The following is a 23,223-nucleotide window of genomic DNA, read 5'->3' as shown; positions in this document are numbered from 1 at the left end:
ATGTGTTAACGCGTTACTGAGCGGGAGAAGCTTTCTCACCATCAAGTGTGTAAGCGATAATGTAATCACCGCTTCTGGTGCCAAGGCCACCGTGACCACCGGCTGCAATCAGCACGTACTGTTTGCCACCAGCTTCGTAGCTCATTGGTGTAGCCTGCCCACCTGCTGGCAGACGATCACGCCAGATCACCTTGCCGCTCGCCAGATCAAAGGCCCGCAGATAGTCATCTGCTGTGGCACCCATAAACACAACGCCGCCTTTGGTAACAATGTTGCCGCCAATATTATACATACCGGTAGGCAAAGGCAGGTTGTTATGGGTCCGGAAAGGCCCCGTATCTCGCGTTGTGCCAACAGGGTGCTGCCAGACAATCTTCTTGGTAACCAGATCGATTGCCGTCAGCGTGCCCCAGACCGGCCCCTTACAGGGGATCTGTAGTGGGTTCAGCCACGGGTTGGTGAGCGCAATATAGGGTGTGCCGTAATCTGGAGAAACAGAAAGGGCATCACCTTTAGGTGCGGGCTCTTCCCCACTGCCAGTCCATTTTGGCAGCGTACCGGCCTGCTCCATTCCCGTACGTTTTTCCAGCTTGATACGGAAAGGCAGGTAGCTTGCATTGGCCAGCATGATCTTACGCTGCGGGTCAATGGTAATACCTTGCCAGTCTACAACACCGTAGAATGCAGGATAAACAATGGTTGTTTTGCCCACATGCGGTGGTGTGAACTGCCCTTCGTAAGCAGACTGACGATACTGGATACGGCAGATCATCTGATCCAGCAGCGTTGCCCCCCACATATCGGACTCTTTAAGATTAGCTGGTGTGAGAGAAGGCATGCCAACAGGATAAGGCTGCGTAGGAGATACGCGGTCATCCGGCGCATGGCCTGCTGTGGGAACCGGCTTTTCTTCCACCGGATACCCCGGAACAGGTGTGCCGGTACGGCGGTCCAGAACAAAGAACTCACCACGTTTGGTGCTCTGCACCAGCGCTGGAATTTGCTCACCATTCGGGCCGGGCAATTCAACCATAGATGGGCCGGAGGGAATATCCATATCCCACAGATCGTGATGCACGGTCTGGTAGGTCCAGCGGCGTTCACCCGTTACAATATCCAGAGCGATTGTGGCAGAGGATGTTGCATCGTCAAACGGACGGCGGCTTCCACCCCAGTTATCTGGCGGAGAGTTACCTGTAGGAATGTAAACAAGACCAAGATTGAGGTCTGCCGTGTAAACACCCCAGGCATTGGGGGTATCACGCGTCAGTTCATCATTCGGGCCTGGCTTCCATGTTTCCGGCTGATGGCCTGCATCCCACGCCCAGGCAATTTCACCTGTTGTCGCATCAAACGCACGGATAGCACCGGAGGGCTCGAAATTGGCTTGGTTATCAAAAATCCACCCACCAGTGATCACACGGTTTTTGGCCACCATTGGGGGTGAGGTTACAAAATGGAACCCGTGCGGCACATGGCCCAGATACTGGCGCAGGGAAATAAAGCCGTGATCACCAAAATCTTCACAGGGTTTACCGGTTTCTGCATTCACGGCCACCATGCGCACATCAGCAACTGGTGAGTAAATGCGGTTACGGCAGCTTGTCTGAATTTCATCGGGAATATGGTAGTAAGACACACCACGGCAAGCCAGATAGACGTTTTTGTCCAAATCTGCCGTTGCGGGGTGCGGATCAAACTTCCACTTTACTTTACCTGTGGCTGCATCCAGCGCCATCACCCAGCTATGGGGTGTGCACATGTAAAGTGTATCACCAACCTTAATGGGCGTAAGTTCCAGGTTGAACTCATGCCCTTGGTCTGGCCCAGCCACAGTGCCTTCGCCCTGCTGCTGCACATCCCCTGTACGGGTAACCCATGCACGCTTCAGATGCGAGATATTGGACGCTGTAATCTGCCCCAATGGGGTGTAGCGGTCTCCACCAACGGTGCGGCCATAGGCTGTCCAATCCCCATCTGGCACACCTGCTGATGTCTCATCAGACTGACCGCTTGCAGTCATACGGTCTGCCGGTACGGTGCCGTCAATGGAATAAGAGCTAAAGCAGCTTGCCACGACAACAAGGCAGGAAACCACCAAGGAACCGAGAACTTCGCGCTTATCAGTCAGCCAGCTATTGCCCGAACGCCAGACACCCGGCAGCAGCAGCCAAACACCAAGCCCGATAAGCGTAAACAGGCGGACTTCCAGGCCCCAGATATTCAGCCCGACTTCGCATAAAGACCAGATAGTGGCCACAAGCAGCAAAGCTGCATACAGCCGCATAGCCAGAGCAGGCTTGCGAAAACCGCTAAGAGCGGCCCCCAGCATGACACCGCCAGCAATAATATAAAACCAGGAACCACCAAGAAACAGAAGTTCCGCGCCGCCAAAGAAGAGGAAAAGCCCCACAATGGCCAGCAGAATAGAGGTTATGAGCGAGAATAACCTCGCCTGACTCTCTCGCATACTCGTGCTCTTTCTACAGTTTCACGAGCCGTTACGACAGCATGATTTTAAGGCACCATACCCCCGCAGCGACCAATGGCCCTGCACAACACAAAAGGACGCAATATCGTCACACTTTTGTCCTGTTTTTCACGCGAGTTTGTAGAAAATGTTACCAACTGTCTCATGCGTGAGACAGTTGGTGAGACAGCTGTTCTGTGAGTGTTCAAAATAGCATAGCCCGACATATTCAGGCAGATGCAGCATTCTTATACATTCCAAAATAGAAGATCAGAAAAACGGGAGATTATGTTTTTTATATCTCCCGTATTCTTATCACCTCTATGTTTTCAAGAATACTTTAGAAAGACCAGGTTGCATCACAACTGAACCAGAGCATGTTATTTGTTCCGTTATTGACGGTTGGGTTCTGCACGGTTCCAGCCTGGTTGAATGGGTGCGTGCCGTTAAGGGATTTATCCAGCCGGATTTCAGGCCGGATGGTAAAGCCACCCAGAGACAGCCTTTTGTTCACGAACTCTGGCCGGTAGGAGACACCCACCGTCAGTTCCCCATAGGTTGTCGGCAACGCGTTGTAATAGGGGAATGGCTGGTTGCTGAGTGCCTGCGTGAGCGAGTTGAAGCTGGAATATTCCGTAATCACCCCACCCGTGTTGTCACGGAAAATTTCGCCACGCGCATTGAATGTCAGCCAGGGGTGGATATCGTAGGAAAAGTAGGTTGTCACACCATAGGCATCATCGCGCAGGGAATCATCGTGCAGATAGGTGCCATCCACGGAAACGGTCATCTTGTCATTGATATGATACGTAGCCATGACATCCGCATTATACTGCATGAGGCTGTTGGCCTGCTTGCCAATGCCCGCACTCACCCACCCTGTGGGGGAGACAATGGTGCGGCCATTGTTGCCCTGCGGCCCAAAATGCCCGATGGCATGCACATCCAGCTTGCCATCCATCAGCTTGTTCCACGCCAGACCAAAATAGCCCTTGGGCTTGTTGTTGTTGCCCGAGGCGCCAAAGGTTGTGGAGTTGCCTGCATCCACCCCCAAAATCCAGTCCATGTGGCGGGTCAGATGCATGGTGGCCAGAATACCCACCGTCTGGAACGGCACGATATAATCGGATGCGTAGTTGTAGGTGTAGAATGGGCGCGCCAGAGCAGGTGTGCCTTCCGCCCCCATAATGCCGTACATCTGGCCGATCTGCACATCAATGCCGCGCTTGAAGATCCACGGCAGATGCACATCCAGATGCGCCTGTGTGGGCGCCCACTGATATAGACCGTGCAAGGAGCCAGAACCCATGCCGATTGTGGGATCAAACCGCGCATCGGAACCATACATGGCTTCGAGCACAAAGCCGATGCCATACCCACTGCCCACCGATGTGACCGGATGGGACAGAGAGCCAATGATCTGGTTCAGCGTAACTGTATTGGCGCGATCTGAATAATACTGTGCAAAGTTGCGGCCAGAGCGTGTCCAGGGGTTGCCTGAAATCCCCGCTTCAATGGAAACATGCCCTTCCAGCCCTTCCCAGTATGTGGGGGTATGGCCGGGTTTGACATGGAACAGATTGCCCGCCTTGGGCTTCATGGCCTCTTCTTCTTCAGAAAGAGAGGTGGCAGGCGGTTCTTCCCCATCTGTTGGTGTGCCTGCACCCTTTTCTGCCTCTTCGGGCTTGAGGGTTTTGGCTATGTCTCCCACCTGAACCTGGGCAGGTGCAGATGTCTGGGCGTGGGCTGTTGGCGTACCTGTTTCACACAAAAATGCAGCGCAACATGATAGCAATACAAATTTGAAGGCACTTCGATCGGTCAGGGTCTGTCGCATGTATCACTTCTCTTGCGCATCAGAAATAGTGACGAACACGAAACGTATTGATCTGCACTTACCACCCGCCAAACACAGTTAAAGTATTAAGCTGCATGATGCCTTCACCGCAGTTGCAAGACCAATACGTACGTTTCGAATTAGAAATAATATACCGTGCGCAAAATGGCAATCCTCCAGCCACAAAATAAACACGGTTTTCTACGCAATTCGCTTTGCAGAAAATCCGCAGTTCCTTTTTATGGTCTAAAATCCTGAACCTAAGCGTTCAATCTACCAGCAACTTTTACCCATCCATTTGCGTTGGTTAAAAACTTTTGCACACATCATGCGGCCAGATGTTTGCAAATCCCTTAAAAATTCAACATTTCTTAAGAACAAAGTGAAAATGAAATATTAATATGTTTTCTACATATTATAAATTATCTATATTTATAATATACTTTAGATATGTTTCTTATACGCGTGCCGTTGTAATTCACCCCAAACCTGTGCACACGCAACATATCGTTTCATTCTGATATGCGAAATTTGCATACCATCATGGTTTTCGATTACAAAGGATCAGTCTTCAACAACAAGGGACGGAACGACACAGCAATGACATCGCTTTTCACGGATGCCACAATTTTTGTTTTCCTTCCTTGGGTGCTGTGGCGCCTTCTGCATAAAGCCCTGCCCATTGTTGTATTACCTATTCTTATTGGCATTCTGCTGGCAGTATGGCATGCCCCTATTCAGGAACTGGGCATTCCCTCATCTTATGGTGATACCATCGGGTGGGTTGCTGTATTAGTTCTGGCATTTACCGCCGGCTTGGAAATGTGGCAGCACCCAGAGGGTGACACATCTGCCCATGCCATAGCCTCCCCCTCTCTGGGCCGTCTGTTAGGTGGTGCTGGTGTTGCCTTAGGTATTCCCTTTCTGGTGGGATCCTTTTTGGCATATACCTGCTTTCTGCCCTTGCATGGATGGCAAGCCCCCCTGGCCTCACCTCTTATTGCCGCAGCTTCCATCGGTTTGTGCATTTCCGTAAGCGCACTTCCGGTTCTGATTGGGGTGGTAAGAGAACTTGATGCTGCCCAACGTCCGTTAGGGCAATTGGCACTTAAGCTTGCTGTAGTAGATGATGCGGCCTTGTGGGTTGGCCTTGCTGTTTTACAGTTTGCGCATAGAGGCACAGCGGCTCTCCATGGTTGGACAGGGCTGGAATTTCTGGCCATTGCCTTACTGGTTGGGCTAGCTGCGGCTGGTAACTGGGCTTCTCGCCATTTTCGTCACCCTCCTGCATGGGTTATCTGGGTAACGGTTCCCATTTATCTGGCTGCCGGATCATGGGCCAGCATGCAGCTTGGATTGCATGAACTGATAGGCGCATACTTTGCCGGTGCAATTATGCCGCCAAGTTGGGTTAGACGCCTACCTATAGAGCAGGTTGGAACGTTTGCCCTTATCTGGCTGGCACCAATGTTCTTCGGCCACAGCGGGCTACGCATAAATGGAGATGCCCTGACCTGGCCTTCCATCATAGCCTCTTTTGCTTTGGTGGGCATTTCTATCCTGAGCAAGATTGGCGCGGTTTATGTGTTTCCGCCCGCACCGGGGCTGAAGCCCAGACAAGCCTTGGGTATTGGAGCGCTTCTGCAATGCAAGGGACTAATGGAAATTGTTGCCGCCACTATCTTGCATGAGCAAGGCATGCTCTCCGACTTTGCCTTTGCCTCTTTGATGGTGCTGGCAGTTGTTTCCACCGTATTAACTGGGCCACTCTTCCGCCTTCTGCCGCCACGTTAAACCACAGTATTCTGCGTTACAGCCCCAAATACAAAACGTACTGTCGGCATATATAATATGAAACCTTTATATATGCCGGCAGGTAAACAAGCCTAAGATATCAGAGATTTACAAGCGTATATCAATGGAATGGCAAGAGTTGTCATTACAGCGCACATTCCTAGCACGCGTACGCGCATTGTATCTGGCACCACAAAAGACACCCCAAGGCAGATACAAAAAACGGCGTAATAAAGAAGGCTGACGCTTAAATAGCTTCCCAAATAAGGCGTGAGAAGCGCTGTGCTAATAAGAACAGAAATACCGGAAACACAGCCAAAAATACTACCATATGTTAAACGCGTAAGAAATTTGGTGCCCTTACCAGGTTCTGTTGCCCCGTTTTTCTGCTCTTTTCTATAGCGCGATATCAGCCACAACCTGTTACCAGAATAGAAAAGAAATGCCCCAACCAAGCCCAGTATTAAATATCCAAATTTTACTGCATTTCCACCAAAACTTCCAAAATGTAGTGCGAAAAAGGTGGTTAAAATACTGAACGGCGCAGATTGGAGGCCAGGCATATACTCCGTAGAAAGTATTTTGCCAGAAGCTGGGTCAAGCTGGGCAAGGCCACCAGCCGGGCCACGCATCATATAATGCTCATCATGCCCGATAACGTATAAAGTCTGTTTTGCTTTGTCTGCTGCTGCATAGTTCAAAACATCTGGCACAAAGCCGGGAGCCTGCTTTTGCAAAGCGCGCACAATTTCTTCTGGCGCAAGAGTGGGAGGGAAACTCTGCGCAACGGGCTGATGGTCTACCTTCTCTGCATGGGAATGGTGATTATGAATGGCCGCCGGGGCTGAAAACATCATGGTTTGCACATTATGTATCACGCCATGATACGCAAAAAGTACAGATGAAAGAGCAATAACCACATGAAAAGGCAGACTGAAAACGCCCAGAAGGTTATGAATATCAAGCCATTTCTTCCACGCCTCTTTCACAAGACGCAAGGCAAATAGGTTTTTTGCCAACATAGGCAAAAACACAATCACCCCAGACACCAGCGCAATGGCATATAACAGCGCAATAATACCCATGAACCATCTACTGTAAGGCATAAAAACTGGCAGCCCTACATTTTCGTGCAGTTCATCTATGAAATGCGCCACTTCAGATGGTTTGTGCTTCACCGTAACCAGATGCCCCTTTGCATCTAGTGAAGCAGCTATCATATCCACTGGCCCGGCATGCCTTTGCCCAGCCTGTACGGGCCACATCAGCCTGGCGGGCAAAGAAACCGTGGGAGAGAGCACAACCGTGTATTCTTGCTGTGCCTCTGGGTAAGCTGCGAATGCTTTTTGCATCAGATCAGGCATTTGCTGCACGCTTACGGGTGCAGGCAAAGCAGCCGGTTTGGTGAGCCAGTTTTGAAGAGGCACTTCAAAAACGCTGATACCTCCAGCGTAAAACGCTACAAAAAGAAACAGCCCCGCCAGAATACCCACCCAACTATGGATATCCCGATACATCTGCACAATATCTGTACGTATTTTCATGCCTGTAGAGCCTTTAAAACAAAAAACAGGCCCCAAACACATAAGGCAGAAACAGACAGGTAATTCCAAGCCCGCTTGCCATTAGAAAACAAAAAGCAGGTTGGTAAAACAATGCACCACAGCAAAACCGTGAGCCACGTTAAAAACTGAGCAGATGCTGTTCGTGGATCACTATCTGCATGGGAGAGAATGCCAACAACACCAACAAGGCCGAAGGTAAGAATATTACCTGGCACAACTGCGGCTGTTACTTTGGCAAACCAGTTCTGGCTTGTATAAGTATATTTACGCATAATGCTTAGCGTTGCCTTAACACAGCAACAGCAATGGGGAAGAGAAGCCATACAAGCATCATCAACAGTATTTGCATAAACAGTGCAGCCGTTGCGCTTTTGATCTGCCAGAGACAGCAAAAAGAAAGCGCCAACTCCCCCCACCCTACTGTTCTGAACACGCCTTTGTGGCGAACAGGTGCTGCAAATATGTATTGATTACGAGACGTGGCATAAAGCATGCAGCACCCCGAAAGAGTTGCTCCTGTTGCAACCCACATCATGTATTCAGGAAACATACTTACCACCCGCATTGCGTTTAGACAGAAAAGATTTGGCCATGCTCTTCCCGCACATGCGTTTATATAAAGTCATGAACCTCATGCGGAAAAGCCACGTCATCTTTCATACAAGTTAAAAAGCAGAGCTTGCTGCACACATACATTATTAAGAATCATTATCAACATAAATTTTTGCACTTACACGTTGCCTGGCCATGCATAAATACAACCCTACAATCTTCTGGGTGCTTTTGGCCTGCCCTGTTCTCAGGCCATGGCAGGGTATCTTTGATAAGCTTGCAAAGGCCGTATCAAAGTCCCAAATCTTAACGGAATCAAGATTATACCGAAGGACGCATTACCCATGAGCCTCATTAAAAAATGTATATTCCCTACACTAAAAGCTACCGCCATAGGCCTGAGTGCAGCGTGGACAGCTATGGCCGCATGCAGCAAACACAAGGAACTGGATGGCCAAGAAAAATCTGTTCATTTAGCCACAATGGGTTCTGCAGGTCTGGTTGGTATTCTCGGCTTCTGCCTCCTGCGTAAAGACGGATGGGGCAAAACATATCGCCCTTGGTTAGGCCTTAGCCTTATTGCCAGCCACGGAATTGCCGGTGTGCGCAGCCGCAAGGCTGTTCAGCATCAGGATAAAAAAGATGCGGTGCAGAGCGGTATCTTGCAGGTTGTCATGATTATTCTGGCTGCCTGTGTGTTCACCACCAAGCCCAATAAGTAATTACAGAATACCCTCAATATCTTGATATAAATACAAGATATTGAGGGGGGTATTATTTTGTTATATCAGTGTAAAATCAGGCTTCCTGATTACTTTCCATCCATTGCTTAATCAATGTATAGGTAATGGAAAGGATCATCGGTCCAACAAAAATACCGGCCAAACCCAAGGCAGCCAACCCACCAATAACCCCCATCATAATAAGGACCAATGGCACATCTGCCTGTTTGCGGATCAGATAAGGCCGCAACATGTTATCTAGAAAAATGGTTAAAAAAGTTATGGCAAGTAGAACAATTGCTGACACCATTCCTTTATCAAAGTAAACCCAGATCACAGCCGGGAAAAGTGTAATTCCTGGTCCGGCTTGCAACAAACATGCCATAAAAGTAACGGCTGTAAGAATACTGGCCCACGGCACACCTGTAAGATACATACCGCCACCGCCCACCAGGCTTTCAACAATAGCGGTAAGGGTAACCCCTAGCGCTACCCCCCGAATAGTACGCACAGCCAATTCCAGCATTTCCTGCCCGCGCTTGCCTGATAACGTGCCTACCAATTTTTCTGAGGTAGTGATGAGATATTCAGCCTTTGCCAGAAACGCTGCAAGTATAATTAAAGTTAGCAAAAACTGTACTGCAAGCATACCAATACTGCCTGCATAAGACATCAGATAATGCATGATCTGATCTGGTTGTGGCACAGCCTGCTGCACAATATCCATTGGCTTCATGTTTTGCAGATGCTGCCACCATTTGCCCAAATACTCGCCTACCAGAGGCAGATGAAGCAGTTTTTCCGGCAGATCAGGTAACTTTAAAGATTTGATGTAAGGGATAATGCGGCCAAATGCATCAGCATGCTTTACCACCGTAGAAACGGCCATCCAGAATGGCAGCACAAACAAGGCCAGAGCGACCAAAAGTGTGCAGGAAATAGCCATTTTTCGGCTGCCATGTAACCACGCCTGCAACCGCAGGAGCAATGGCCACATGGTTACGGCAATAGTGCCAGCCCAAATAAGAGCGGGAATAAAAGGCTCTAAAATCCACACTGCGCCCAGCACAAGGGTGCAGGCAAACAGAGCCACCAGCACAGGTCTGGTTCCTGTCGTCAATTCCGGCTTTTGTTCAGAAGCAGATGTCTCTGGTATCATTATTTTACGCTCATCCCACGGCTACAAGCCGAGCCCGCCGTAAAGCTTTTTAATTCAGGAGGTAAAAGTGCCGCCATATCTGCTTCTTTCAAAAGCTCTCGCCCACGGCCAGACCATTTAGCCAACCCTACATGTGGGCTGCTAAAGGAGCCGCTTACCATAACGGGAATTTCCATAGCCAACATACCTTTGGCGCCATTGCTGGCAAAAACCAGTTCAAATGCTTTTTTGTTCAAGTCAAACTCAGCTTTTCCCACAATACTTCCTGCATCCGATTTTATGCGTAATGGCTGCACAACACCTTTGCCTTGGTGCATTTCCAACGCTCCCAACAAGCACGATACACTCGCCTTACCTTTACTCTGGCGAAAGAGTGCCCCAACATCTGTTGTGGCAATATCCATCACTTCGCGGGAAATGGTGCCTGTATTCATGCCCACGGCAGCCGTGACATTGGCTAGGCGCGAGGCTTCATTCAAAGTCTGGATATTATCTGCATGCGTCAGTACGCGAATATTCAGCTTTCCTCCTACCGGAAAAGGAGAAAACCCTGCTTGCTTACGGAACTGGTCAATATCTCCGTTATCTACATTCACTGTAGCCTGCACACGCGTGCCTTTCTGACCAGCCAATAAATGCCCCGAAGCCTGAATACTGGCCCCAAGCCAATTCATCTTCATGGAACTCACATCAATTCGGCCAGGCATTTGGCTTAAACTGATCTGGGCCTGATTAAAAACAAGCGCATTATACAGCACCGTATCTGCAGCAAGTGTCACATTGATAAGCGGATCAGGCTTCAAAGGCACCTGTAGCGGCACGTCAATACTGTTCGTGGATGTTTTTGTTTTTTCGGAAGAGCTGCCCAAAAGAGCATTCAGGTTTAAGCGAGAAAACGCCATGGAGCCTGCAACTTTATCAGGCTGCCCTGTAGCACCTTCTGTAAACGTTACATCTGCACTGCGGATCGGGCTTTCCTTGAGCGAACCGGTTGTATGATCAAGATGCCACATATCCCCTTTATGCGTGAAGTGCCCCGATAGCGTAACTGGTTGTGTAATCTTGCTATCAGCCTCACCTGCAAAAGCCATGATTGGGCGAGATGTTGCTGTTTGTAAATCTAGCTTTGCATCAATACCATCAAAATCAAAAAGGTCTGTCATGGTGCCATTCAGGTGAAGCGATAAATCACCTGAGGCCGCATGAATATCTGTTCCGTAAGGCTTACCCGCTTGGCGCAAAACATCTATTGGCTGCATGTTGGCCTGCAATGTTACGGGCGTGCCATTATACGCACCGTTCACGTCCATCAGTAATGGTGTGCTATCGCTTACTGAATGCAGAGCAACTGCCTTAAGGCCCGTTACATAGCTATGCCCATGCGCTGAGCGATAGATAACCTCACTATCTGTAATGGCTGCATCACGCAGCCCCGGAAACCATATTTTGCCGCTAGTCTCTGTTGGCTTGGATGGCGCAGAAGATGCCTTTTTGCCAAAGCGCCAGTTCGGTTCACGTTCAGGCGTACGCTCGAACAGGCCTGAAAATCCGTCAATTTTTACGTCTCGCGCCTGCATCTGCCCATTAAACAAGGAACTGAGCAGGATTTGAGCGTGCAGATGCTTCAAGGTGATCATATCTGCACGGCTGCCTTGGGGAATGTTGGCCAGATGCAGATTATCCATATCTACCGTAACCCACCTTCCCAAACGCACATGCAATGCCTCAATCTGGGTTTTGCGACCGAGTGATGCACTGAGTTTATCTGAGGCAATATGCGCCAGATTATAGTGTGGAAGGCCAGCAACCAGCACGCCAGCGGCCACAGCGGAAACAGCCAGAACACTTCCGGCCAACCATACCCAACGGGGCATACAAATACCTTTCCCAATCCTTTATCAGGAAATAGAATGCAGAAATATTATCGAAACTTCTACGAAAATTATTTTCTCGACTCAGGAATATATTTAATTTTATTTTCCTGAATCAAGAAAAGGAAGAACACTACGATAGATTTGCAGTTCTTCATTTGTAGGTATGACACGGATTTTTATTTTACTACCTACTTTGCTGATAATCGGCGCATGGGCTGCATTAGCGATTTCATCAATCTGCACACCCATCCATGCTAGAGCCTGACAGACATCTGCACGCAGATTTTGATCATGCTCCCCAATACCTGCAGTAAACACAATCCCGTCCAAACCACCCATAACGGCGGTTAATGCACCAATTTCCTGCACAATCCTGTAAACAAACATCCCAAGCGCTTCTGAAATATTCTTACGCTGCACGGCATCCTGACTTTGCGCCAATGTTGCGCGCAAAATACGCATATCGGACGCTACACCCGAAACACCTAACAATCCCGATTGATGATAGAGCGTGGTGACCAGCGTTTTCCAATCTGCTTTTTCAGACTGCACCATGTAAAGCAGAGCACCCGGATCTATTGCGCCGCAGCGTGTGCCCATCATCAGCCCATCAAGGGCGGAAAACCCCATGGTTGTTTCCACGCTTTTACCATGCTGCAGTGCACACAAGCTGGCGCCGCTTCCCAGATGCGCAATAATAGTACGCCCTTGCGCTAGTGCAGGATCAACCTCTGCCAAGCGGCCTGCAATATAACTGTATGAAATACCATGAAACCCGTAACGGCGTATGCCATGATCTGCATAACGGCGTGGAAGAGGCAGTAACCGCGCCATTTCCGGGATAGTTTGATGAAAAGTGGTATCAAAACAGGCGATCTGCAAAATATCAGGTCGCTTTTCAAAAATAGCTTTTGCAGGAGCCAACGTAGCCGCCTGATGCAACGGATCAAACGGTGTAAGTTTGTCCAGTTGCTTGAGCGTCTCCAGCGTAATTTTAACCGGCTGCAGAAATTCTGCCCCACCATGCACAATCCGGTGCCCTACAGCAAGTACACGCCCTTGGCCGGAATACTGCTCAAACCACTGGAAAAGATGACTGTAAATATGCAGCCCCGTTTCCGGCCATTTTTCCTGCGCGAGAATCTTTCCTTCCGCATCTTTGGCCGTAAACTGAGAGTGATCTGGGAACTCCTCAATTTCTCCATGCAGCAGAACCTGCGGATCGACCTTGCCCGAGAAAGCGTAAATCGTCAGCTTCAGGCTTGAAGATCCGCTATTAAAAACAACTACTACATCCTGCACGGATACTCTTCCTTGTTATGCGGCTGTTTTTCAGCCCTGCCCACCGGCAAGATGATGAGCATAAAGCGCCCCAATAGCTATAGAAGCCAGACGCGCCTGCACACTGTTTGCTCGACTGGTAAGTAATACGGGAACAGATGCCCCCAGAACAATGCCTGCGGAATCTGCGCCAGACATGAAAATCATATTCTTTGCCAGCATATTGCCGGCTTCCAGATCTGGAGCTACCAGAATTTGCGCACGCCCCGCCACGGGGGAAACGATGTTCTTTATTTTTGCCGCTTCAACACTTACGGCATTATCCATAGCCAAAGGGCCATCCAGAACACCCCCTTGTATCTGCCCACGTTCAGCCATCTTGCACAAACATGCGGCATCAACCGTTCCCGGCATTTTGGAATTAACCGTTTCTACAGCAGAAAGAATAGCAACACGCGGGACACCCAAACCCAACCCGTTATGTAGGTCTATCGCGTTTTGAACAATATCGCGTTTGACATCCAAGTCTGGGAAAATATTGATAGCTGCATCAGTTACAAATACCAAACTCTCATAACCGGGTACAGCCAATACAAAAACATGGCTAATACGCCTGTTGGTGCGTAAACCACTATCAGCCTCAACAATGGCATGCATAAAAATATCTGTATGCAGGCTGCCTTTCATTAACGCTTTTATGCGCCCTTCCCTTACCAAGGCCGTTGCTTTCTGGGCAGATTCTGCTGGCGTTGCGGCATCAATAAAAACAGCTTTATCCAATGCAATGCCACTTGCCTGCGCCACAGATGTAATTGTGCCCTTATCGCCTATCAAAACAGGCTCAATAATGTTCCGTTGTGCAGCATCCATTGCACCTTCAAGGGCATGTTGTTCACACGGCCAGACAATACCCACAGGCACCTGCCCCGGCAATTGAACAGCGCGTGAGACCAATTGTTCAAACGCCTGATGGCTGGTTGACACTGAACTTCCCGGCATTTCCGCAGTATCATGCGTATATTGTGAAATCTGTGCCTTGCTAGAAAGGATATTGTTTATATCATTCATCTTTACGATTATCCGGCAATGTCAGTGAGATGCGCAGATAAGATATGCCTATACTGCGTGCGCAAAAAATCTTCTGCTTGGGCCGCTGTACCTCTGGCTGCCATACGGCCCTTAAATTCCTTTACAGCCCCCAAATTCTGCATAGACATCCATTCACGCAGTTCATTCAGAAGGGTTGAAATATAATTCGGCCCTTTCTGCAACAGCACTGATGCCACCATGGCTACATCCGCTCCAGCCAATAGGCATTTAGCAACATCCATGCCGGAATGGACACCGCCAGAAATTGCCAGATCAGCCTGACAATGTTCTGAAAGCAGCGCTGCCCACATAAGCGGTAGCCGCAATTCGTAAGCAGAACTGAGAACAAAATCCACTTCTGCGCTCTCTGTTAAAGAACGCAAGCCGGGCTCGTAAAAATTGTTGAACAGAACAATACCGCCTGCCCCGTTTTCCGATAACCGTTTCACCATATTGCCCGGTGAGCTGAAAAAGGGAGAAAGCTTAACGCTTACCGGCACCTTAACTTGTGCGCGAACATCACGCAGCACCTGTATGCAGCGCTCCTCAACCTGCGCGCCTGTTTCATCTGGGTTGGTTGGCACATGCCAGAAGTTGAGTTCTATAGCAGCCGCGCCCGCCTGCTCCATATCCTTGGCAAAACGCAGCCAGCCTGCGGGTGTGCAGCCATTCAGGCTGGCGATAATAGGCACACCCGCCCTTTCTGATGCACTCCGCAACACTGCCAACCTTCCATCCAGCGGAGAGGCATGATGCATGACGGGGAAATACCCCGCAGCTTCTGGGTGAGAATTTTCTCCCGTCTCCCACAAAGCTGCTTCTGCCAGTTCCTGCGCCTGAATATCTTCTTCAAACACAGAAGCCATCACAATGGCAGAGGCACCGGCATCTACCACACGCAAAATACCTTCCAGATCTGCCGTTAAAGGTGACGCCGAAGCCACGACGGGGTGAGCCAATTCCAGCCCAAGATAGTTTGTGCGCATATCCATTGCCATAATGCTCCCGTATCGCCTCAGTTCACATCTTCCCAATGGGGGAGGAAGCGGCTGCCATCACGGGCAGCCATATCTTCGTAAATCCGGTAGCGTTCATCGGCTGCCGCCTGTGCCTGATGCAACAAGTGCGCAGCACTTTCTGGATGTGTACGAGTGAGCGTTTTGTAACGCAGTTCCCGATACGCATAGTCTTCCAATGAAATACGTGGGCGGGTTGAATCAAGCCGGAACGGATTAAGCCCACTTTTGCGCATGGTGGGATCAAACCGGAACAAGGGCCAATACCCCGATGCCACAGCTCGTGCCTGCTGCTTCATGCCCGTGCGCATATCTATGCCGTGCGCAATACACTGCGAATACGCCAGAATAAGAGATGGCCCCTCATATGCCTCTGCTTCCCGCATGGCGATAATGGCCTGCTCCGGGTTAGCCCCTAGCGCAATCTGGGCCACATACACGTTGCCATAAGCAATGGTCTGCAAAGCCAGATCTTTACGCGGCACACGTTTGCCACCTGCCGCAAATTTGGCAGAGGCACCCAGCGGTGTTGCTTTAGAGGATTGCCCACCCGTGTTGGAATACACCTCTGTATCCAGCACAATCACGTTTACATTGCGCCCTTGTGCCAACACATGGTCTAGGCCGCCGTAATCAATATCGTATGCCCAGCCATCGCCCCCAACAATCCAGATGGAACGGCGGATCAGAAAATCTGCCACAGAAAGCAACATGGCGGCATCTGGTGTATTTATACCTGCTAACTTGCTGCGCAGCGCGCTTACACGTTCACGCTGGAGCGCAAATTCACTTTCCGTCATCTGGGGAGCGTTCATAATGGCCGTTGCCAGATCCTGTCCCACAATATCGGCCTGTTTTTGCAACAGTTGCCGTGCCAGAGATTCCTGCTTATCTGCGGCCAGACGGAAGCCTAGGCCAAATTCCGCATTATCTTCAAACAGGGAGTTCGACCAAGCCACTCCACGCCCCTGGGCGTTGGATTTCCATGCATGTGCTGGAGTATTTCCCGCATAAATGGCCGAACAGCCTGTAGCGTTGGCAATCTGCAATCTATCCCCAAACAACTGGGAGATGAGTTTCAGGTAAGGTGTTTCACCACACCCGGCGCAGGCACCACTGAATTCAAACAGAGGCTCCAGAAACTGCACGCCGCGCACGTTGGCTTCGTTGATCGCGGCGCGGTCTACTTCTGGAAGGTGTTCAAAAAACGCGATATTCCCGCGTTCCTGTTCCAGAATAGGCAGCTTTTCTCCCATATTGATGGCGCGTGTTTCTCCATCCGGGTTAATTGCCGGGCAGTTTTCAACACACACACCACAACCCGTGCAATCTTCTACATAAAACTGGAGCGTAAAGCGGGAATCTGGATAACCACGTGCATTCACCGGAGCTGATTTAAAGCTTTCCGGCGCACCTTCCAGATCCTTTTCTTCGTATGTTTTGGCACGGATGACACTATGCGGACATACGATACTGCATTGCCCGCACTGGATACATGTATCCGGGTTCCAGATTGGCACTTCTACCGCAATATTGCGTTTTTCGTACTGAGTTGTACCACCGGGGAAAGTGCCGTCTGCCGGAATACGGCTTACAGGAATACTCTCTCCCCTACCCGCCATAATTTCTGCCGTAACCTGCTGCACAAACAACGGGGCAGATGCAGGCACAACCGGCGGCATAGGCAATGTGCCATCTGCCTTGGCCGGCACAGCTACTTCATGCAACGCCGCCACTGCGGCATCCACTGCACGGAAGTTAAGCTGCACAACGCTATCACCCTTTGCGCCATATGTTTTCTGAATAGACTTTTTGATTTCAGAAATAGCTTCATCAGGCGGCAAAACATTGGAGAGATGGAAGAAGCATGTTTGCAAAATAGTATTCACGCGCGGCCCCAAGCCAAGCTTAAGCGCAACGTCTGAAGCATCAATAACAAAAAATCGCAGCTTTTTATCAACAATCTGATCCTGCACCTTGCGCGGAAGCTGCTCCCAAACCTTGTCTGCCGCATACGGGCTGTTCAGCAGAAATGTGGCCCCATTATTGGCAGCACCCAGAATATCGCGCCGGAACAGAAAATCGAACTTATGGCAGGCTACAAAATCTGCATGGCGTATAAGATATGGTGCCTCAATGGGGGATTTACCAAACCGTAGATGAGATGCCGTTTCGGCCCCAGACTTGTGGGAATCATAATCAAAATAAGCCTGCGCATACCAGCCCGGTTTTTCACTCAGGATTTTAACGCTGTTCTTATTAGCTCCCACTGTGCCATCCGCACCAAGGCCATAGAACAGGCAGCGCACAGTGCTTTCTGGCTCTATGTCGAAAGTTTCATCATATTCCAGATGCGTGTGGGAAACATCATCAATAATCCCCACTGTAAAATGGTTTTTGGGTGTGGATTTCTTTAATTCATCAAAAACAGCTCGCGCCATAGCCGGGCTGAAATCACGCGAGGAAAGGCCATAGCGCCCACCAATTACGCGCGGCATATGTGGGAACTGACCATTCCCCACCCCTTCTGCCAACACGCTTACAACATCTGCATGCAGTGGCTCCATAGGGGCACCAGGTTCTTTGGTGCGATCTAACACTGCAATGGATTTTACGCTTGCGGGCAAGGCTTTTAGAAAATGCTCTGCAGAGAATGGTCTAAACAGACGCACCTGCAACGCGCCTACTTTTTCACCCTGTGCGTTCAACCACTTTGCTGTTTCCCGCACCACTTCGGAGCCGGAGCCCATGGAAATAACCACGCGCTCCGCATCTGGCGCACCTGAGTAATGAAACAGATCATATTGGCGGCCAGTAAGAGACGCAAATTTGTTCATGGCTTCCTGCACAATGGCAGGTACTCGCTCATAAAACGGATTAACGGCTTCTCTCGTCTGGAAATAGGTATCCGGGTTTTGCCATGTGCCACGAATAAATGGATGTTCCGGGTTAAGCGCCCGTTGCCGATGCGCATGCACCAGCCGATCATCTATCATCTGGCGGATAACATCATCCGACACCACAGAAAGGCTGTTGTATTCGTGCGATGTACGAAAACCATCTGCAAAATGGATAAAGGGAATACGTGAAGCCAAAGTGGCTGCCTGTGCAACCAACGCCAGATCGTGGGATTCCTGCACAGAACCCGCGCCCAACATGGCAAACCCTGTTGTGCGGGTGGCCATGATATCCTGATGATCACCAAAAATGGAGGAAGCACCCGCTGCCAACGCGCGCGCAGCGACATAGAAAACTGTTGATGTTAGCTCACCTGCAATTTTGAACATATTTGGCAGCATAAGCATAAGGCCCTGAGAGGCCGTAAATGTTGTAGTAAGTGCTCCAGTTTGCAAAGCCCCATGCACACACCCTGCAGCCCCGCCTTCTGCCTGCATTTCCTGCACAACGGGCACTTCACCCCAGATATTCTGCACACCTTGGTCAGACCACGTATCGGCCAATTCCGCCATAGGGGATGAAGGCGTGATGGGATAAATCGCACATACTTCGTTCACACGGTAAGCAATATGCGCAACAGATGTATTGCCATCCATTGTCTGGAGTTGTTCGGTCATGACATTCTCCATTTTATGCACGCACCTTAAAGCGTGCTGGCATAACAGGCTCACCCAAACTTCCCTTGGCAGGCGTGGCCTCTACTGGTTCGGGGTCCATCTCAATGGCATGGCAGGGGCACTGTTCCGCACAAACCGCACAGCCGGTACACATATCCATGGCAATGGCATATCCCTTCCCCGGCCCTAGCCGTGTAATGGCTTGTTCTGGGCAGGATGCATAACAATTGTCACACTCAAAACAGTTCCCGCAGGAAAGGCATCTACCAGCTTCATAACGAGCTGTTTTTTCATCTAAACCAGCGAATATTTCATCGAACCCGGACCGCTCCGTTAAGGGGCGCTCTGGCTGCCTGCTTCGCTCTGCCTGCGCGTAATCAGGCAGATGCAACATATCAAATGAAACAAGAGGATGCGCTGGGGGATGCACATAACGCTGCCCGGCCAAATAAGCATTGATAGCACGCGCAGCAAGCTTGCCGTGGCCTGTTGCGGTTGTCATGGTGCGTGCGCCGCCTATGCAATCTCCTCCTGCAAAAATACCTTCCTGCCCTGTCATGAGGGTTGAGGCATCTACTGCAACAGTATCATTTTTATTTATGTTGATAGCAGGCGCTGTTTTGAGCAATGCCAGATCACTATGCTGCCCAACAGCCATAACCATTGCATCTGCGGGCAAATGCGTGGTCTGCCCTGTGGGGGTTACAGTGCCATCTGGGTTCATGGTCACTTTTTCAACCGTTACTCCATCTGCGCCAAAATGGTCAGCAACGCTCAGCCACTCAATCTTAACCCCTTCTGCAAATGCGGCCTCAGCTTCGCTTGGCAGAGCTTCCATGTGCTGAGGATCATAACGGAAAATCAAAACCGTATCTTTGGCACCCAAACGTTCTGCTGTGCGGGCGGCATCCATTGCCACGTTGCCGCCGCCAACAATTGCAACGGTGCGGCCTAACTGGGGCTTTTCACCTTTGCTTACTTCATCCAGCAAGCTCACAGCATCCACCAACTTTTTACCATCTGTTGCGGGAATATTGAGGTGGTTACCCAACTGGGCACCTACAGCCACAAATACGGCATCAAACCCACCTTGCTGGCGCGCCTGCGCAACATCATCAACCCGCACACCACACCGCAGCGTAACATTCGGCATGGAGGTTATTCTGGCCATTTCATCTTTAAGAGGTTGCCGCGGCAGCCTGTACGCCGGGATGCCATGCATCATCATCCCACCAGGTTCTGCAGCAGCCTCATGTATTTCAACCTGATGCCCCAATCTGGCAAGATGATAGGCGCAGGAAAGCCCCGCAGGCCCGCTGCCTATAACCAGCACCTTTTTGCCTGTTAATGGAGCGGGCTGGAAACTCCAGCCATTCTGCACGGCCAAATCACCCAAAAAGCGCTCTACAGCATGAATGGAGACTGCATCATCCAAACTGCCTCGGTTACATCCACCTTCACACGGATGATAGCAGGCCCTGCCATGCACGGCTGGCATCGGGTTATTTTCTGTAAGTGCGCGCCATGCCTTTTCATAATCTCCGGCCTGTGCATGCGCCAACCAGCCTTGAATATCTTCCCCCGCAGGACAGGCATGGTTACAGGGGGGGAGAAAGTGTTTGTAAACCGGTCTTTGCCATCGAGAACTTCCAACACCCCTACGTGTTGTGTCCTGCATGACCTGTGTCATGTCGTGCAGCTTTATCGTCATGTAAGCTTTCCCCCGACCCCGTAGCCATTGAACTGGCCGTACGCATGCAACGCGCATTTACGGAACAGATTGCTAAAACACGAGCATGAACCGCAATGCGCTGTGTGCAGGAAGCCAAAAATCGAATAATACGTCAACTTTAAATTGATGAAATTATTTTCTTATTTGAATTCTCTTTCTTGCAAATAATTTTCATTAAAAATCATTTTTCGGCAATAATTCCTATTCATAAAGAAAATAAGAACCAAAATAGTTCTGTATCATCCGAAAATACTAACTTGACATATTGGTCATTTTTTAAGATCCCTTACAAAAGTCCTTTTGTTTCTGTTAAAATAAGGAGCATATCTACAACATGCAGGCTGATATTTCCGCAAAAAGAAAACACCACTTTACCTTTCCAAAATATCTTGATTTTCCGTTATTTTTAAATGTGACTTTATGCAACAATGTTCTGCGTAAAATTTTTGTATTATCTGTCATTATTTTTAATTTCTATCCTGAAAAACTATATGCAGAAACAGCCCCCAATACCTACTCTGAACAAGACAGACAAAAAGACTTTAACGATGCAGACACCAATCATGATGGTTGCCTCTCGTTTGATGAATTCAATACAGAAGTTAGAAAAATTCTATCTTCCAGAGATGATTTTTCATCACGAGGCTTTGCTATGCTCCCGATATCTGCTCAAGATGCCGTTTTAAATGATGAGTTTCATAAAATGGATCACGGCCAAAAGGGTTACTTAAATGTTAACGATTGGCAGATACCAGAATAATATCTGAAAATAATATATTTATTTATACGAATTTTATATTATTTGTTTTTGTCATTTATTTTGTTTTGTATTTGTTTTTGGAGATATAAAAATAATACACTTACCTATACACTATATTAAAAAAACATCTCTTTTGGAGGCTTATTTTATTGCCGCTTTCAGATAAAGGAATTTTACTGTAAACAAAGAGCGAGAAGGACACTGGAGTTTGTAAAAAATTGACGGAACACCCGCAAAAGCCCGTTACCAAGGCTAAACCAACAACAACCAGACCCAAAAAGTCCTATCGCGCTTCTCAAAAACGCGAAATGACGCGCGCATTTAAGCAAGATGCCTTTGAAAGCGCTGCATGGAAAGTCTTTTCCAGTATCGGCTTGGATGCAGCAACGGTAAGAGACATTGTTGCCCTTAGCAATGTCTCACCGGGAAGCTTCTATAATTATTACAAAACCAAAGAAGCCATTTTTGATATTATCCTCGTAAAAGTTGCACAACGTGTAAGAGGTGCAGCGCGTCTGGCACGTAGCGAGGAAGATAATCTGGATGCAATGCTTCAGAAAAGTCAGTATGCGGCTTTTCGGGAACTTCTTAGTATTCACGGTGCGCCACATTTTCTGGAACTCAACCAGCATCATATCAGAGCCAAGCTCTTTAATATGAGTGAAACGCGGGAAATGCTGGATGACCTCAAGCAAAATCTGCTCAGGGTCGTCCCCATGAAAAACACATCTCCGGAACGCATGGACTTTATTGCAGCCGCTGTTTTAACAACAGCTTTAGAAGGGTTGCTGTATATTGCGCGCAACCCTTTGGTCGATATTGATCAGACATCCCGTCTTACGGCGGGCATGACTGCCGCAGGTATCCGTGCTGCTGCGGCGGCTGCTGGTTAATTTTTTACCTTACCCGGCGGCAGAAGTAAGGTGTGTGTACAGGATCGAACAGCCAATAAGCATCAGTGCTATTCCGCCACAGATTTCTGCATAACGGCCGATCCATACACTAGCGTGCCGTCCCAGCATAACACCTGCCGTTGCCATAACCGTGGTAACGGCACCAATTACCAAGCAAGCTGATAAAATATTCACTTGCATAACACCTAAGCTAACCCCTACTGCGGTTGCATCTATGCTGGTTGCCAAAGCTGTTCCAATCAGCCCCAGCACACCACGGTTTGCAGCTTTAGGCTGTTCAATTTCTACCTCTTCTTCTGGTTCATCCTTCATGGCCAGGCGGATCATGTTGCCACCTATGCCGCAAAGCAGCGCAAAGGCTATCCAATGGTCCACTGCGGCAATCCATGTGCTTAGAGCTAGCCCCAGCACCCAGCCCACAACAGGGGTAATGGCCTCGAAAAAGCCAAACACGGCACCAATACGCAGGGCGTCATTCCAACGTGCGTTTTTAGCACTGGCCCCTTTACCAACCGCGGCGGCAAAAGCATCCACAGAAAGGGAAAGCCCCAGAATTCCGAGCGTGAAAATACCAGTCATGAGCAAGTCCAAGGGCCGCAAAACACAAAACAGCACACATCGCCTCCCGGCCACAGCGGAAGCAATGATGCCGTTGGTCTTGCTGGGCGTTTTTTCTAAAACGCTGTCTCCGCCATGGTCTGCTGACCAAGTGTGTTGACGAAGACCCCTCTATAACAGAGGGTGGCTACTCCCCAATGAACGGAGCCTCTGTATCAATATCGCTCATGTTCCGCAAGAGCCTGAAAAACAGAAGGCTTTCGCGCAACATATGAAGCCTTCATAATAATTCGAAATAAGAAGGTGAACGCTGAACAGAAACAGC

Annotated in this window: 16 protein-coding genes and 1 riboswitch; of the genes, 4 read left to right on the top strand and 12 right to left on the bottom strand. The window is 49.3% G+C overall.

Annotated features, from left to right (window positions below):
* Nucleotides 1-13: 13 nt before the first annotated feature.
* Nucleotides 14-2,470 carry a membrane-bound PQQ-dependent dehydrogenase, glucose/quinate/shikimate family gene (locus tag FCN51_RS24985; RefSeq protein ID WP_003625926.1) on the bottom strand — a complete coding sequence of 819 codons (2,457 nt, stop codon included), beginning with the start codon at nt 2,468-2,470 and terminating at the stop codon, nt 14-16.
* A gap of 340 nt (nt 2,471-2,810) precedes the next feature.
* A complete protein-coding gene (locus FCN51_RS24980) occupies nt 2,811-4,307 on the bottom strand; it encodes an outer membrane beta-barrel protein (RefSeq protein ID WP_012813046.1) in 1,497 nt (498 codons plus the stop codon).
* A 600-nt stretch (nt 4,308-4,907) separates the two neighbouring features.
* Between FCN51_RS24980 and FCN51_RS24975 the strand changes: the two genes are divergently transcribed.
* Nucleotides 4,908-6,101 carry a cation:proton antiporter gene (locus FCN51_RS24975; RefSeq protein ID WP_310256566.1) on the top strand — a complete coding sequence of 398 codons (1,194 nt, stop codon included), beginning with the start codon at nt 4,908-4,910 and terminating at the stop codon, nt 6,099-6,101.
* Between the two features lie 92 nt (nt 6,102-6,193).
* Here the strand turns inward: FCN51_RS24975 and FCN51_RS24970 are convergent, their stop codons facing one another.
* Both FCN51_RS24970 and FCN51_RS24965 read right to left on the bottom strand, forming a co-directional pair.
* The gene (locus tag FCN51_RS24970; RefSeq protein WP_310256562.1) at nt 6,194-7,645 is read right to left on the bottom strand and encodes a PepSY-associated TM helix domain-containing protein; all 1,452 of its coding nucleotides are present in this window, start codon (nt 7,643-7,645) and stop codon (nt 6,194-6,196) included.
* Nucleotides 7,642-7,938 carry a hypothetical protein gene (locus FCN51_RS24965; RefSeq protein WP_244176941.1) on the bottom strand — a complete coding sequence of 99 codons (297 nt, stop codon included), beginning with the start codon at nt 7,936-7,938 and terminating at the stop codon, nt 7,642-7,644. Before FCN51_RS24965 ends, FCN51_RS24970 begins: the two co-directional genes overlap by 4 nt.
* A gap of 624 nt (nt 7,939-8,562) precedes the next feature.
* On the opposite strand from FCN51_RS24965, the gene FCN51_RS24960 reads away from it, so the two are divergent.
* Nucleotides 8,563-8,940 carry a hypothetical protein gene (locus tag FCN51_RS24960; RefSeq protein ID WP_310256554.1) on the top strand — a complete coding sequence of 126 codons (378 nt, stop codon included), beginning with the start codon at nt 8,563-8,565 and terminating at the stop codon, nt 8,938-8,940.
* A gap of 76 nt (nt 8,941-9,016) precedes the next feature.
* Here the strand turns inward: FCN51_RS24960 and FCN51_RS24955 are convergent, their stop codons facing one another.
* The 7 genes from FCN51_RS24955 to FCN51_RS24925 all read right to left on the bottom strand — a co-directional run bounded on the left by FCN51_RS24955 (nt 9,017) and on the right by FCN51_RS24925 (nt 20,702).
* A complete protein-coding gene (locus tag FCN51_RS24955) occupies nt 9,017-10,099 on the bottom strand; it encodes an AI-2E family transporter (RefSeq protein WP_310256552.1) in 1,083 nt (360 codons plus the stop codon).
* Nucleotides 10,099-11,973: an AsmA family protein gene (locus FCN51_RS24950; protein WP_310256549.1), complete on the bottom strand. Its 1,875-nt coding sequence runs from the start codon at nt 11,971-11,973 to the stop codon at nt 10,099-10,101. Before FCN51_RS24950 ends, FCN51_RS24955 begins: the two co-directional genes overlap by 1 nt.
* A gap of 99 nt (nt 11,974-12,072) precedes the next feature.
* On the bottom strand, nt 12,073-13,275 hold the full coding sequence (locus FCN51_RS24945; protein ID WP_310256546.1) for an acetate/propionate family kinase: 1,203 nt from the start codon (nt 13,273-13,275) through the stop codon (nt 12,073-12,075).
* Between the two features lie 30 nt (nt 13,276-13,305).
* Nucleotides 13,306-14,322 carry a bifunctional enoyl-CoA hydratase/phosphate acetyltransferase gene (locus FCN51_RS24940; protein WP_310256542.1) on the bottom strand — a complete coding sequence of 339 codons (1,017 nt, stop codon included), beginning with the start codon at nt 14,320-14,322 and terminating at the stop codon, nt 13,306-13,308.
* A gap of 8 nt (nt 14,323-14,330) precedes the next feature.
* Nucleotides 14,331-15,341 carry a dihydroorotate dehydrogenase-like protein gene (locus FCN51_RS24935; protein WP_310256540.1) on the bottom strand — a complete coding sequence of 337 codons (1,011 nt, stop codon included), beginning with the start codon at nt 15,339-15,341 and terminating at the stop codon, nt 14,331-14,333.
* Between the two features lie 17 nt (nt 15,342-15,358).
* Nucleotides 15,359-18,946 carry a pyruvate:ferredoxin (flavodoxin) oxidoreductase gene (gene nifJ, locus FCN51_RS24930; protein ID WP_310256537.1) on the bottom strand — a complete coding sequence of 1,196 codons (3,588 nt, stop codon included), beginning with the start codon at nt 18,944-18,946 and terminating at the stop codon, nt 15,359-15,361.
* A gap of 1 nt (nt 18,947) precedes the next feature.
* Nucleotides 18,948-20,702 (bottom strand): NAD(P)-binding protein, encoded by a 1,755-nt coding sequence (locus FCN51_RS24925; RefSeq protein ID WP_310256532.1) that lies wholly within the window; start codon nt 20,700-20,702, stop codon nt 18,948-18,950.
* 298 nt (nt 20,703-21,000) lie between these two features.
* Here FCN51_RS24925 and FCN51_RS24920 point away from each other — a divergent pair, with 298 nt between their 5' ends.
* On the top strand, nt 21,001-21,426 hold the full coding sequence (locus FCN51_RS24920; RefSeq protein WP_310256530.1) for an EF-hand domain-containing protein: 426 nt from the start codon (nt 21,001-21,003) through the stop codon (nt 21,424-21,426).
* Between the two features lie 308 nt (nt 21,427-21,734).
* Nucleotides 21,735-22,319 carry a TetR/AcrR family transcriptional regulator gene (locus tag FCN51_RS24915; protein ID WP_003630419.1) on the top strand — a complete coding sequence of 195 codons (585 nt, stop codon included), beginning with the start codon at nt 21,735-21,737 and terminating at the stop codon, nt 22,317-22,319.
* Between the two features lie 9 nt (nt 22,320-22,328).
* Here the strand turns inward: FCN51_RS24915 and FCN51_RS24910 are convergent, their stop codons facing one another.
* Nucleotides 22,329-22,919, bottom strand: coding sequence for a manganese efflux pump MntP (locus tag FCN51_RS24910; protein WP_038505934.1), 591 nt, complete (start codon nt 22,917-22,919; stop codon nt 22,329-22,331).
* A gap of 10 nt (nt 22,920-22,929) precedes the next feature.
* Nucleotides 22,930-23,106, bottom strand: a riboswitch (yybP-ykoY riboswitch).
* Nucleotides 23,107-23,223 lie beyond the last annotated feature (117 nt).

The sequence above is a fragment of the Acetobacter pasteurianus genome (assembly GCF_009914215.2).
GTDB lineage: Bacteria > Pseudomonadota > Alphaproteobacteria > Acetobacterales > Acetobacteraceae > Acetobacter > Acetobacter pasteurianus.
The sequence above is the reverse complement of the archived record's forward strand: the minus strand, read 5'-3'. Positions and strand labels throughout refer to the sequence as shown.